Genomic DNA, 13,330 nt, shown 5'->3' on the forward strand with positions numbered 1-13,330 from the left:
CCTCCATCGGCTCGCGGGCCCGGTCCGTCTCACCGCGCTGGGAGGTCAGGACGGCACGAAGGAGTTCGACGCTCGGTTCGACGACGGCCTCGGCGGGCGTGCCCTGGTGCAGCGCGTCGTCCGTCGCGAGCCGGGAGAAGTAGTCGAAGGCGATACGGGCGACGGGGTTGCCGGGTCCCAGGGCGAGNGCGCCGGTGTCCCGCAGCAGCCGGTCGGGCAGCGCGAGCGCCGAACGCGGGAAGCGCAGGAAGTGGTGGTCCACCCCCTCCTCGAAGAGGAGTGTGTACGGTGCGATCGACTCGTAGACGGCGAACTCGCCCGGCCTCAGCAGGCATTCACGGCCTCTTTGCGCCACCAGGCTGGTGCCCGAGACCTGGAGACCGAGGAAGACGGCAGGCTCCTCGTCGTCCCGCCGGGCCTGTGGAGCCGTGCGGCGGATGGTGACCGCGGTCGCCCGCGCCGAACAGGTCCGCAGCGGGCCGACAGTGCTCAGCCCGATGCGCACGGACATGTCCTCGGCCGGCGGCCCGTGGTCGATGTCGACCGCCACCACGCCTTCCCACACCGCGTGCCGGACCACTTCCTCCCGGTCACGCGGCGGCACGAAGGCCGTGTCCAGAACAGGGCTCATGCCGCCGGCCCCCACCCGCTCCGATGACGCGACCGACCCTCCACCACCAGGGTCCCTGCTCCCATCCGTCCTCCTGGCACCTACGGCTCGCGAACCCGCACGCACGGATCACCCTGCCCGCAGCGGTACCGACGTGCCCGGCCGTGCACGACCGACAAGCTTCCCTGCACGAACGACACAGCCCGCCGCCCGCGGCGAACCTAAGCTCCGTGGCCGGACCAGTCGCTGAGACGACGTCACCGAACAGAAGGGTTGCATCGTGCAACGAGAAACGACGACACGTCATGCCCGGTTCGGCGTGTTGGGGGCGGTGGCACTCCTTTCCGCCGTCGGCCTGACGGCCAGCCCGATGATGACCGCGCCCGCCCATGCCGCCTACGGCCCCTGCAACACGACCTCGTGGCGCGATGTGCCGACGCTCGGAGCCGGCAACGACTACAAGATCCCCGCCCGCTCGGGCAACGGCCTCAACTGCTACCTGGGTTACCGCGTCGGCGCCGAGGCGGCGGTGGAGGCACTGCAACTGGCCATCACCATCTGCTATCCAGGCACCTGGGCCTCCCAGCGGATCCACGACACCGGTGGCTTCGACGGCCACTACGGCACCGGCACCGTCGAGGCCGTCAGATGGCTCCAGAAGAACAAGCTCGGGCTCGCCGCCGACGCCGACGGTGTCTACGGTCCCCAGACCCGCAAGAAGATGAGGTGGCCCCACTACTCCGACCGGGGCGCCCTCCTGTACCAGTGCAGCAACCCCTCGACACTCTGACCTCCCCCAGGCCGGGCGGACATGAACGACCCGGGCTGTTCAGACGAGCCCTGTCGCCGCGATGGTCAGGGCCGTGCGCAGGGCGGTCTCCAGGTCCGTCCGGGCGGTCGCCGGGTCGGCCGTGTGCCAGGCGTGGTGTTCCACGGCTGCGCGCAGGGCGGCGTTGAGGAGGGCAGCCTGGACGGTGGGCCGGAGGTCGTCGGCGGGGAGGCCGGCTCGTTCGGCGAGGGCGCGGGCGAAGGCGGGTTCGGCCTCGTCGTGGGTCTGGAGCCAGACCGCTCGCAGGCCGGGTTCGGTGCGGGTCAGCCGGATCAGGGCGCCGATGTCCGGGGCCTGCTCCGGCTGGTCGGCGTGGGTGGTACGTAGCTGGTCGAGCGCCTCTGTGAGGGGCCGGCCGGGGGGCCAGCGCCGCAAGGTGTCGGCGATCGCGTCGATTCCGGTCGTGAGCAGTGGTTGTACGCAGCTCTCCTTGGAAGGGAAGTAGCGCCACACCGTCCGTGCCGAGACGCCGACGGCCTGCCCGATCTGGTCTCCGGTGGTGGCGGCGACGCCCTGCGCGATGAACAGGCTGACCGCCGCGTGGGCGATGTCCAGCCGGATGGCGGCCCTGCGTTCCTCGGTCAGCGGTGGCCGTCCCGTCCGTCCACGGGTTCTGGTCATCCGTACCTCCCCTCCGGTGCCGGTCAGCGGTGTCCGGGTATTCTCACCCACCTGTTTATGTCACTCAGAGACATAAAGTGGTGCGTGGAGTGCCGACGTGGCGCGCGAGGAGTCTGCCGCGCCGGCCCTGCCCTGTCTGGACGGAGTACTTGATGACGGACGGTGTGAACGGTCGCGGCGTGGTCGTCACCGGAGCGGGATCGGGCATAGGCCGTGCGGCGGCGCTCGCCTTCGCCGCGGAGGGCGACCGTGTGGTGGTCGCCGACCTCAACGCGGAGGGGGCCGGTGCGGTCGTCGCGGAGATCGAGGCGGCGGGCGGCACCGCCGTGGCGGTCACGGGTGACCTGAGTGAGCAGGCGGTTGTCGACCGGGTGACGGCGGTGGCCGTGGAGCGGTTCGGTGGCGTGGACGTTCTGGTGAACAACGCCGGGATAATGGACAGTATGTCGGCCGTCGCCGATGTGAGTGACGCCGAGTGGGAGAGGGTCGTCCGCGTCAATCTGACGGCGCCCTTCCTCCTCACCCGCGCGGTCCTGCCGCACATGCTGGCCGCGGGGCGTGGTGTCGTCGTCAACACCGCGTCCGAGGCCGGCCTGCGCGGCAGCGCGGCGGGGGCGGCGTACACGGCGTCCAAGCACGGTGTGGTCGGTCTGACGAAGTCTCTCGCGGTGATGTACCGGAAGGACGGCATCCGGGCGAACGCCGTGTGTCCCGGCGGTACCGCGACCGGCATCACCGTGGACGCCGACCCGGCCGCGCACGGTCCGGCGGCGCTCGGACCTCACTTCGTCAACCTCGGCCGGGTGTCGCGGCCGGAGGAGCAGGCGGCGGCCATCCTGTTCCTCGCCTCCGACGCGGCGAGCAACGTCAACGGCGCGATCCTGCCCGTGGACGACGGCTGGTCCGCCGTCTGACATCACCTCACCGTAGTCCGGACCAGCCCGGTTCACGGGACCTTCCGACCCGCACGGGCAGAAGGCTCCCGACAGCAGGGCCGGTCCGGTCCGGACGACAGGCTCCGGGCTGGCCCGCGGCACGCGGGGTGATCTCGCCCGTGGCGGGGGAGCGGCCGGGGCCGACGTCCGGTCCTCGGGCGGTCCGGACCTGCCGGACGCCTGGCCGGCCCGCCTGAACGCCCCGGACCGGGGACCGGCCCGTTCGGCCGGTCTCACGGGGGCCGGCGGCGGTGATCGTGGCGGATACGGACTACGGCCGCGGCACCCTTCTCCGGCGCCGAGCCGCCAGCCCGTCTCGTCACCGCCGTCCAGCCCTTCCTCGTCTTCCAGCGGCTCGCCCCGAGAAGCCGGAAGTAGTCCAGGTGCCGGTGACCGGTGCGTTCCGCCATCCGGCCCTTGGTAGCCGGGACCTGCTGAGGCGCCGGGCCGGCACCCGCGCCGCGTGCGGCCCGCCCCCTCCCCCCCGGCAGGCCGGAGCCTCGTCACGAGCAGCCCGGAACCCGGAGAAGCGCTACGGGACCGAGCGCACCGGTCGGAGGACCTCGTCCATGGACGTCTCGCGCCACCGCGCGAGGAGTTGATGGAAGGCGAACGCGCCGTGAGGGTAGGCCGTGGGCCTGTTCGGACGGCCGCGTCCTTCGGCGTTGTAGTAGCCCGGGGTGCACTCGGCGTGGAACCACGCGTGGTCGGGGGCGTCCTCGGCCAGGACGGCGATCCAGGCGTCCTCGGCCTCGGCGGACGGTTCGATCAGGGCGCCCTTCGACTCCGCGGCCGCGACGAGTGCCGCGGCGTGGACGGCGTGTTCGTCCAGGACGTGGGTGAAGTTGACGCTGGGGGCGCTCTGTGTGCCGCCCAGTTGCAGGAGGTTGGGGAACCCGTTGCAGGTGAAGCCGTGCAGGGTGCGTGGCCCTTGCGCGGCCCACACGTCCAGCAGCCGCGTGCCGTCCCGGCCGTGCACGGGCAGCCGGCCGGAGGTGATGCCGGAGACACCGGCGGAGAACCCGGTGGCGAAGATCAGGCAGTCGAGCTCGTACTCGGTGTCACCGACCACGACGCCGTGTTCCGTCATGCGCTCGATGCCGTGGGTGTCCGCGGTGTCGACGAGGGTGACGTTGTCGCGGTTGAACGCCTGGAGGTACAGGTCGGAGAAGGTGGGACGCTTGCAGGCGTAGCGGTACCAGGGCTTGAGCCGCTCCGCCGTCTCCGGGTCGGCGACGATCGCGTCGACGCGGGCGCGGATCTCGTTCATCTTGACGGCGTCCGCGCTCTCGTAGGCGGCCTCGAACGCGGCACGGTCGCCGGGGCGGCGGAAGCTCGGCAGCAGCTTCTCCAGGAGCCCGGCCGACGACGTCCACCGGTCCGCGACGAGGTCGTCCTCGACGCTCTCGCCGGAGACGATCCGCAGGAAGTTGCCGCGCCGCTCGCGGGCCCAGCCGTGACGGTCGGCGCCGACGTCGCGGGCGGTGGTGCGGCGGTTGGCGCGCACGTCCACGGTGGAGGGGGTGCGCTGGAAGACGTAGAGGTGTCCCGCGTCCTCGGCCAGCTTCGGCACGACCTGGATGCCGGTGGCCCCGGTGCCGACGACGCCCACGCGTTTGTCCGCGAGACCGGTGAGGCCGCCGTCCGGGGTGCCGCCGGTGTAGCCGTAGTCCCACCGTGAGGTGTGGAAGGTGTGGCCCTTGAACGTCTCGATGCCGGGGATGCCGGGAAGCTTGAGCTCGGTCAGGGTCCCGGTGGCGGTGACGACGTACGTGGCCTTGAACTGGTCGCCCCGGTCGGTCGAGACGGTCCACGCCTGCGACGCGTCGTCCCAGGCCAGCGAGGTGACCGACGTCGAGAACAGGGCGTCGGCGTAGAGGTCGTGCTTCTCGGCGATCCGTATGGCGTGCCGGCGGATCTCCTCACCGGGCGCGTACTTCCACTCGGGCACGTAGCCGGTCTCGTCGAGCATCGGCAGATAGACGTGCGACTCGACGTCACAGTGGATGCCCGGGTAGCGGTTCCAGTACCAAGTGCCCCCGAAGTCGCCTCCCTTGTCGATCACGCGGATGCGTCCGATGCCCTGCCGGCGCAGGCGTGCGCCCGCGAGGATGCCGCCGAACCCGCCGCCGACGATCGCGACGTCCACCCGGTCCCGCATCGGCTCACGGGCGTCCGGCTCCGTGTAGGGGTCGGTGGCGTAGTAGCCGAACTCGGCGTCGGCGCCGACGTACTGCCGGGGCCCGTCGGGGCGTACGCGGCGTTCCCGTTCGGCCCGATAGCGCTCCCTCAGCTCCGCGAGTGCCTCGGGCGTCAGCGTCTGTGAATGATGCATGTGGGGGCCTTGTTCCTTCCGGTCTGTCTGCCAGGAAGCCGCTGTGTCCGCAACTCGACGCATCACCGGGGGACTTGAGCAGCCATGCCTTACGGTAACAACAACCGGACAGTGATGTCCGGTTGGCGGAAGGTTGCTTCCGCGTACTTTCGGACAGAAAGAGTGATACCTATGCGACGCATCCCGCTCCGGCCGCTCGCCGGACTCGCCGCGATCGGACTGGCCCTGACAGGGTGCGGTACGCAGTCGGCCGGGGCCCCGAAGGAGCCAGGGAGCGCCGGAGAGGGCCGCATCATCCGCGCACAGCAGGTCATGCGACTGACGCAGGTGCACGAGCAGACCGGGATGACCCTCCTGGAGGGGCCGGTCTTCGACGAGGACGGCACACTGCTCGTCGTCGACGTCACCGCCCCGCCCGGCGAGCCGAAGGTGCTGCGCGTCGATGTCCGGAAGAAGACGTCGGAACAGGTCCACACCGACGACCGCGGCGCCTACACCTCCGCCCAGTTCAGCCCGTACGACGGGCGCATCTACCTGACCGACTTCGCGCACGGCGACATCGTCAGTCTCGACCCGGACGGCGGTGACCCGCGCACCTTCTTCTCCGGCGACGTCGACGGCGCGCCCATGAACCCCGACGACCTGGCCTTCGACCGTCAGGGCCACCTGTACGTGAGTGACTCGCGCGGCATGCGCGAAGGGGAGGCGAAGGGGCGCGTCGTGCGGATCGACCGCACCGGCAAGGACGTCACCGTCCTGGCCGACGGCCTCGCCGCGCCGAACGGCATCTCCTTCGACGCGGACCACCGCGGCCTGTGGTTCAGCGAGCTGACGCGGAACCGCGTCTCCTACCTCCTTCTCGACACCCAGGGCTCCGTGTCCTCACGGCACACCGCCATCCGGGTCGACGCCGGGATCGCCCAGACCGACTCCATCGCGGTGGACGCGGCCGGCAACCTCTACCAAGGTCTGCACGGCCGGCCCGCGATGGCGGTCTACAGCAAGCACGGCGAACGGCTGGCGACCGTCGAAGTCCCGGCCCGCGCCGCCGAGGGGCTCGAGTCGGCGACCAACGTGGCCATCACTCCTGGCGGAACCCGCGCCTACATGACCGTCAGCGGCCCCGCCGGCGGCTACCTGTTCGCCTTCGACGCACTGGACAAGGGGGTTCGGCAGTCCAACGGCGGCTGACGACGGCCGTTCCCTTCTCACACCTCGACGGGCCGTACCGGACCCACCGCGACACCGAGCAGCCGCCAGGCCGCCCGCGCCCGGCGCTCCCGCTGCTCCCTGGTGGGCCCGGTGACGGCCCCGGACACCATCGCGACGGCGATCATCAGGTCGTCGGGCTCCGAAGCGAGCGGATGATCCTCAGGCAGCCGCGCGCGCAGGGCCCGCTCGACCCGCTGCGACAGCGCCACGGCGTACGCGGGAACGGCGTCCGCCCGGTGGGCGTGCAGGAGGCCGATGAAGGCCGCCGACTCGGTCAGATGCCAGGTGATCACACCGAGAAGCCCGGCCAGGTCCGTTTCCTGCGCCGCTCTCTCGATCTGCCGGACGTTCTCCTCCAGTACCGCGGCCGCCAGCGCGGCCCGATCGGGGAAGTGCCGGTACAGGACACCCTGCCCGACCCCGGCCCGACGAGCGATGGCCGACAGGGGGGCGTCCAGCCCGTGCTTCGCGTACATCTCCCGGGCGGCGGCGATGAGAGCTGCCCGGTTGCGGGCGGCGGCCTTGGGCCCACCGCTCGGCGGTCTCCGTGCGTCGGACAGGGGTTGCTGCGTCACCCAGCGAGGGTAACGGGCCTACTCCCGGTCCCGGTCTCCGCGGATCAGGGCGTGGTCGACGAGGTCGCGGATCGCCCGCTCCTGACGGGCGGCGGTGTCCGGATCGGCGGAGCGGCTGTGAGCCGAGACGGTGACGGCACTGCAGCCGTCCACGGTGGTCGCCGTCTGGACGACATATCCGAAGCCGCTGCCCCCATGCCCCAGGTATCCGCCGCCGCGGGACAGCGGCGTGTGGAACAGGCCCAGACCGGCGCGGGTGCCGACGGGGTGACCGCCGTCGTGCGGCATCGGTACGGTGTCCCGCATGGCGGCGAGCTCGGCGGGTCGCAGCAGCTGCCCGCTCGCCAGGGCGGCGAAGAAGCGGTTCAGGTCGCGTGCCGTGCCGGTCATCGAACCGTCCGCCCCGCTGTCGAAGGGACGGTAGGGGAGTGTGGTGTCGACGAGCGGGCCGTCCGGAGCGAACTGCTGGTAATTGGCCGCGTGGGGATACGGCAGGAAGGGCCGGGTGCCGGGGGTGTCGGTGTGCCGCAGGCCGAGCGGGCGCAGGATGCGGTCGGTGACCTGCCGTTCCCAGGTACGGCCGGTGATCCTCTCGATGATCAGCCCGGCGAGCACGTAGTTGGTGTTGGAGTACGCCCAGCCGGTGCCGGCCGGAAAATCGGGTTCGTGACGCATGGCGAGGCGCACCAACTCCGCGGGCTCGTAGGCTCGCCACCGGTTGGCGTAGTAGGTCCGCGCGCTCTGCTCGGGGAAGACGTCGTAGACGTAGTCGGCCAGTCCGCTGGTGTGCTGCAGCAGATCGCGGACGGTGACGGTCCGACCGTCGTTACCGGCGCCGGACACCAGCCCGGGCAGCAGTTCCTCCACCGTCTGGTCGAGGGAAACCCGCCGCTCTCCGACCAGTTGGAGCAGAACCGTGGCGACGAACGTCTTGGTGGTACTGCCCAGACGCAGGAAACCGTCGTCCGGAACCGGGCGGCGAGTCACCAGATCGGCCACGCCGGATCGCGCCGTTACCGTCTCGCGCAGTGTGTCCAGACGGACCGCCACCCCGGTCACCCCGGCATCCCGCAGCGCATCGGCGTCACGCTGCAACGACCGCGCCGTCCTGGACGGCCCTGGCGCAGCCGAAGCGTCACGAGCCAAGGAGGTTCCAGCCAGTGTGAGAACGGCAGTTGACAGCATCGAACGACGAGTGATCATGCCCCGAGGGTAGGAAAGCCGGCCGTCACCGCCCATCCGGCGCACGTCACCCCTCGTACTGGTGCCAGCCGGATGGACAGCCCGGCCGGCGCACCGGCCACTCCCGCCGCACCGCCCGCATCAGGCCAGCAGCAGCGGCATGTCCCAGTCGGCCGGTGTGCCGTCCACCGCGTACGAGTCCAGGGCGAGCGCCGCGCCCGCGGCGCCGTCCAAGTACCCGGAGACGTCGGAACCGAACGGCACCTTCGTCATCGTGAACCTCAGTCCGAACGGCAGCGCCGGATCGAAGGCGGAGACGAGTTCGGCGGCGATGTCGTCCCGCAGGGCGCCGATCCGCGGGTCCTGCCACTCCTCGTTGAGCCGGCCGAGCTGGTGCAGGGCCCCGGCCCAACCGTGGCACAGGGCATGGTCGTTGACACCCCAGTCCGACCTGGGGAGGACGAGCAGCCGTTCCACCGAGGCTCGGGCGAGGTCCGAGAGGTCCGTCCGGCCGAGAGCACGCCCGGCCAGTTGCAGGGCACGGGACACACCGGGCGCCCCGTAGCACCAGCCCGGCCACTTGGCCGTTCCGTCGAAGGCGGCAGGCCCACGCCGCCACTCGGCGACGGAGAGGTAACCGGGCCAGAAGAGACCGTGCCGGTCCGGCACCGCCCACGTCCGCAGCAAGTCGGCCGTCGCCTCCATCGCCTCCCGCTGCCCCGCCACCCGCACACCCTGCTCCCAAGCCAGGGCCATCAACGCCAGCGGCCCCGCCACGCCGTGCGACAGACCCAGGTTGAGGTGACCGCCGGGGAACGCCGCCTCCGAGCCGATCCGGGGCGCGTCCAGAGCCCACCAGCGCGGCACCCGCGCGCCCTGAAGCTCCACGGTGCCGAGCGACAGGCGCACAAGGTAGCCGAGCACCGCCCGCAGCGGCTCCTCACAGGTCTCCGCCCGCGCCAGCAGATAACGGCCCACGCCGGTCAGACCACGGACCACCTCGTACCGTCCGATGGTCGGCAGCGGCCGGTCCTCGACGGGCGGCAGGACGGTCCGTACGAGATCACGCTGGTAGGCGTCGAACCGCTCCACCGCGGAGACGTACCCGCCGGTGGTGCGGTGGGCGACCAGCGCGGCGAACCCCAGCGCACCGGGCCCTTTGAAGATTCCGCTCGCGGCGACGGACCCACCGGACACCACGCGGGTGCCCGCCGTGAGATACGCGTGGGCGCGCGGCACCTGCCGCGCCGCGTCGCGGGCGGCTCCCGCGAAGGCGAGCGCCAGCCCGGGAGTGCCGCTGCCCAGGGTCAGCTCCGCCCAGACCGGTTCGGCGCGCCCGTCGTCAGCGGCCTCGGCGGGGATGCGCGTGGCCGCGATCGTGGCGGCGGGGTCGGCGAGCCGGTCCAGGATCTCGCCGGACACGGCGCCGGCACGCTCCCGGACTCTCACCGTTGTCACACCGTCCGGGCGGACCCGGGTTCCGCCGCCGGAGGTCACGTCTGCTTCACTCATCGTGCGCTCCCGCTTCCGCCGCCGTGTCGCCGTCGCCCGAGATGGGTCCGCACCGCGCCCCGCAGCACCGCGTACCCGCGCGCCTCCGCCGACCGGTCGATACCGAACTGACGGTTGTGCCGCATGTGCAGCAGCGACAGCAGGGCCTCGTCGCGGTCGACCTCCGGGGCCGACAGGATCAACTGCCCGTATGCACGCGGCTCGGGCGCCTCGGACCACAGCGCGCCCAGCGCCGGCGCCCTCAGCGCTTCCGCGGCGGACGCCACCACGCTCCCGGGCCGGATCAGCCGGTCGGCGAGGGCCCGGTGCCGCTGGTAGACCTCGTGTTCCGCTGTCTTGGTGAACATCCGGTCGACCCAGCCGCACCAGTCCCAGTCTCCGAGGGACTCCAGAAGCACCGCGTGCCCGAGCCCGGCGAGCACGTCGGCGGGGAGCGCCCGCGCGGCGCCCCGCGCGGCACGGACCTGCACGATCGCGGACAGGCTGTCCGTGCGGAAGAGACGCTCGACGGCCTCCTGAAGGGCCTCGCCTCCGTACCGGTCGCTCTCGGGCCGGTAGGTGTCGAGGGACATCGATCGCAGCGCCCCGCTCTCCACGAGCACACGCGACGCACGGCTGAGTGCGGGCAGCACCCGGCCGTTCAGGGTTTCGGGTTCGCCGTGGAAGCGCAGGCGCAGATGCGGTTCTGGATCCTGGTACCGGACGAAGAACCAGCGGTCGACGTCGTCCTCGACCTCGGTGAGCACCGCGGGAAGGTGATCGGCGAGCAAGGCGGCGTGGGCCGACGGCTCCGCGTACCACTTGACGAACAGCCAGTCCTCACCCGGCATATGGAACCGGGAGGGAGCGGGCCGGACCGGCGGTTCGGTGCGCGCTCGCTCGTCACCGGCCGCCGCCGAACGCCGGCCGGACGGCCGCGCCCCCGCGAGGGGCACCACGATCTCCGTGCTGTGCCCGCTGTTCCAGCCGAGCCCCACGCCGTCAGCCGTCAAGTCCTCGTAGAGTACGAACTGCGGGTGCGGTGCCGTCAGTTCCGCGCGCAGTAGGTCCTGGTCCCACCGGTCGCGCAGGTCGACGGGGTACATCTGGTCGTTGCGCGCGATCTGCAGCCGGTCCGGTACGGCGAGTCGCCGGCGCCATGCCTCGAGGCCCTCTCCCCACGCCTCGGCGCCCTTGGCCCGCGCCGCGTCGCGCAGCCGGCGCCCCGGCAGCCACCGCTTGGGCATGGCCACCACCCGGCCGTACCGGACGCGCGGCAGATACGGCAGGGCATCGTGCCCCGCCCAGTCCCAGCCCGACCACACCCGCGGTCGCGCCGTCGCGAGATCCATCAGGAACCGCGCCACGGGCGGGGCTTGCGTGTCCAGGGCCAGCATGTGCGGCAGCACCGGACGGACCGGGCGGCCGTTTTCAGGGTGCAGCAGCCGCAGGCCGTCGGATCCGGCGGCGACGAGCAGCGAGCGCCAGTCCAGACAGCGGGGATCGTCGCGGTCGTCGGGCACACCGACGGGGATGCGGTACGGCAGCAGCCGGGGCACCTGGACGATGTTGAGGCCCCGTGGCTCCCGGGGCAGCAACTCGACCTGCGCCGCTATCACCCCACCGTCCGAGGCGCCGGACGTCTCGGTGGCCAGCCGGGACAGTTCACCGGTGAGGCCCGTGGTCTCCGCGAACCGCCCTGCGGTGGCGCCGGCCGCCCAGGCACCGATGTGAGGGCTGCCCAGCAGCCGGAAGTCGCCGCGGTCCAGGGCGGCGGTGCTGTCGGCGAGCACCTGGAAGCAGAGTTCGAGGCCGCGTGGCGGCGCGGCCTCGGGATCGTGCCGGGCGACCTCGGCGAGACGCCGTACGACCTCGTCGGTCAGCACCAGGTCACCGCCCGACAGGACGGCCTCCTGGATCAGCTCCCCGACGAGCGCCCGCCGGGGACCGTCCGCCTCGTCACCGGGGCCGGTGCGCGCGTACGTGGGCTCCGAGCCGTACTCCGGTGGCAGACCCAGCCCCCGGTGCGGGTCCGCCAGCTCACCCAACGGAACGGCGCAGGCGGTGCCGTACCGCTCGATGAAACGGTCACGGTAGTCCCTCATGTACGACAGCGTGGTCCACTCCGGAGTGACCGCCCAGATCGCGCCCGCGTACCGGCACACCTCCTGGCCGACCGTCTCCGGAACGACGAACTCGCCGGGGATGCGCAGGTCCACGTGCACGGGCGGCCGGCCGTGCATGTCGCCGTCCGCGCCGGGAACGTCGAGGCGCCGCACCTTGTCCAGCAACCGGTGCCAGGAGTCGCCGCCCAGCCCGGGGGAGTCCTCCTGATGCCGCGCACAAGCGGCCCGGATCTCCCGCAGCGCACGGGCGTCATCGGGCAACGCTCCGTCGAGGACGGCTCCGATGCCGTCGAGCAGCGCGGTGTCGATCCGGTGCGGAGTGATCGAGGTGAGCAGAAAGCCGTGCCGCATGAGCTCCGCCAGCTGACGGTCGAGCTGCCCGACGTCCAGCGAGGGGAAGCGCTCGGCCAGCGAGGTGAGCAGACGGGCGTACGGCACCAAGGTCCGGGCCTGCTCGCGCACGGCGCCGACCAGCGCGTTGTCCCGCACCGACTGCTCCTGCCCGCCCGTCCGCAGATGCAGCCGCCCGTCCCGCAGGAAGCACAGGTCGTTGAGGACGACGTCCACGCGTCGCCGTACCGAGGGCTCGGCGAGCCAGGCCAGCACCCGGCGCCGCAGCCACGCCCCGTCGAGCCGGACCGCGACCTCACCGGTACCCGGCTCGGCCTTGGCCGCCGACCCGAACCGGGCCCTGCCGACACCAGCGAACAGACCGAACGGCGTCGGACGTGCCGCGGCGCGGCGGGCGTACCGCGTCAGGGTCCGCGCGGCGCTCAACGTCCGCTTGCGGCCCAGGGCGGCCACGCCCTCGTCGCTCGTCAGACGGTCCAGACTGTGGGCCGGCGAGCCGCTCGCCACCTGGACCGCCTGGCCGAGCAGGGGATCAGAGGCGAGCCGCCGTGCCCCGGGCACCGGATCGGCGGCGTCGACGCCCGCCAGGACGGTGCCGCGCGGCCGGCTCGCCATACGGACGAGCACGGGCTCCCGTACCTCGAATGCTGCCAACGCCCGGTGGGCTTCGGACTCCGCCGCCACGTGTGTGCTCCTCGCCGCCGTCGTACGGAAGAGCGGGGCGGTACCGGTACCGCCCCGCTCGGAAGAGCCCTCAAGGGCCTCAGTAGGTCAGCAACAAACGGGGCAGCGCGTGCCGATCGCGTAGCTGCTCGGCGAGGTGTAGGTGCCCTGCCCGAACGACTCGGTCTGCTCCGGCAGATCGGAGACACGCAGATCCAGGTCGAGGTCGAGCTCAGGGGCATCCTGGGACAGAACGATCTCGGTACGCATGCTTCTCCCTTGGGTGGTGGGACTGCACGGACTCGAACGTCCCGGGCCGCGGTCGAGGCCCGGACATGCGTATCCTTCGTGGGCGCCGCTGATAGGTGGTAGATGAAATCAAGCCATTGATCGCGGCGCC

Annotated in this window: 11 protein-coding genes; 3 read left to right on the top strand and 8 right to left on the bottom strand. The window is 72.0% G+C overall.

Going from position 1 to position 13,330, the window contains the following annotated elements; all coding sequences use genetic code 11:
• On the bottom strand, positions 1-631 hold a 631-nt coding region (locus tag B100_RS0131625), incomplete at its 3' end, for an AraC-like ligand-binding domain-containing protein (RefSeq protein ID WP_024886607.1).
• A gap of 310 nt (positions 632-941) precedes the next feature.
• Here B100_RS0131625 and B100_RS0131630 point away from each other — a divergent pair.
• Positions 942-1,400, top strand: a complete 459-nt coding sequence (locus B100_RS0131630; RefSeq protein WP_486585747.1) for a peptidoglycan-binding domain-containing protein — start codon at positions 942-944, stop codon at positions 1,398-1,400.
• A gap of 39 nt (positions 1,401-1,439) precedes the next feature.
• Here B100_RS0131630 and B100_RS0131635 read toward each other — a convergent pair whose 3' ends face one another.
• Entirely contained in the window at positions 1,440-2,060 is a 621-nt protein-coding gene (locus tag B100_RS0131635) for a TetR/AcrR family transcriptional regulator (RefSeq protein ID WP_024888379.1), read from the bottom strand.
• Positions 2,061-2,212: 152 nt separating this feature from the next.
• Here B100_RS0131635 and B100_RS0131640 point away from each other — a divergent pair, with 152 nt between their 5' ends.
• A complete protein-coding gene (locus B100_RS0131640) occupies positions 2,213-2,974 on the top strand; it encodes a glucose 1-dehydrogenase (RefSeq protein WP_024888380.1) in 762 nt (253 codons plus the stop codon).
• Positions 2,975-3,527: 553 nt separating this feature from the next.
• On the opposite strand, the gene B100_RS0131645 is transcribed toward B100_RS0131640, so the two are convergent.
• Complete coding sequence (locus B100_RS0131645; RefSeq protein WP_024888381.1) at positions 3,528-5,330, bottom strand: flavin-containing monooxygenase; 1,803 nt, start codon at positions 5,328-5,330, stop codon at positions 3,528-3,530.
• A 171-nt stretch (positions 5,331-5,501) separates the two neighbouring features.
• Between B100_RS0131645 and B100_RS0131650 the strand changes: the two genes are divergently transcribed.
• Entirely contained in the window at positions 5,502-6,521 is a 1,020-nt protein-coding gene (locus tag B100_RS0131650; RefSeq protein ID WP_024888382.1) for an SMP-30/gluconolactonase/LRE family protein, read from the top strand.
• 17 nt (positions 6,522-6,538) lie between these two features.
• Here B100_RS0131650 and B100_RS0131655 read toward each other — a convergent pair whose 3' ends face one another.
• The 5 genes from B100_RS0131655 to lanA form a co-directional block, all read right to left on the bottom strand.
• Complete coding sequence (locus tag B100_RS0131655) at positions 6,539-7,117, bottom strand: TetR/AcrR family transcriptional regulator (protein WP_024888383.1); 579 nt, start codon at positions 7,115-7,117, stop codon at positions 6,539-6,541.
• Positions 7,118-7,135: 18 nt separating this feature from the next.
• A complete protein-coding gene (locus B100_RS0131660; protein ID WP_486585750.1) occupies positions 7,136-8,356 on the bottom strand; it encodes a serine hydrolase domain-containing protein in 1,221 nt (406 codons plus the stop codon).
• 84 nt (positions 8,357-8,440) lie between these two features.
• On the bottom strand, positions 8,441-9,811 hold the full coding sequence (locus B100_RS0131665) for a lanthionine synthetase C family protein (protein WP_037723902.1): 1,371 nt from the start codon (positions 9,809-9,811) through the stop codon (positions 8,441-8,443).
• On the bottom strand, positions 9,808-12,951 hold the full coding sequence (locus B100_RS0131670; RefSeq protein ID WP_024888386.1) for a lantibiotic dehydratase: 3,144 nt from the start codon (positions 12,949-12,951) through the stop codon (positions 9,808-9,810). The genes B100_RS0131665 and B100_RS0131670 overlap by 4 nt, the downstream gene beginning before the upstream one ends.
• An 87-nt stretch (positions 12,952-13,038) precedes the next feature.
• The gene (lanA, locus tag B100_RS35090) at positions 13,039-13,200 is read right to left on the bottom strand and encodes an SCO0268 family class II lanthipeptide (RefSeq protein ID WP_064751493.1); all 162 of its coding nucleotides are present in this window, start codon (positions 13,198-13,200) and stop codon (positions 13,039-13,041) included.
• Positions 13,201-13,330 lie beyond the last annotated feature (130 nt).

Source organism: Streptomyces sp. CNH189 (assembly GCF_000527195.1).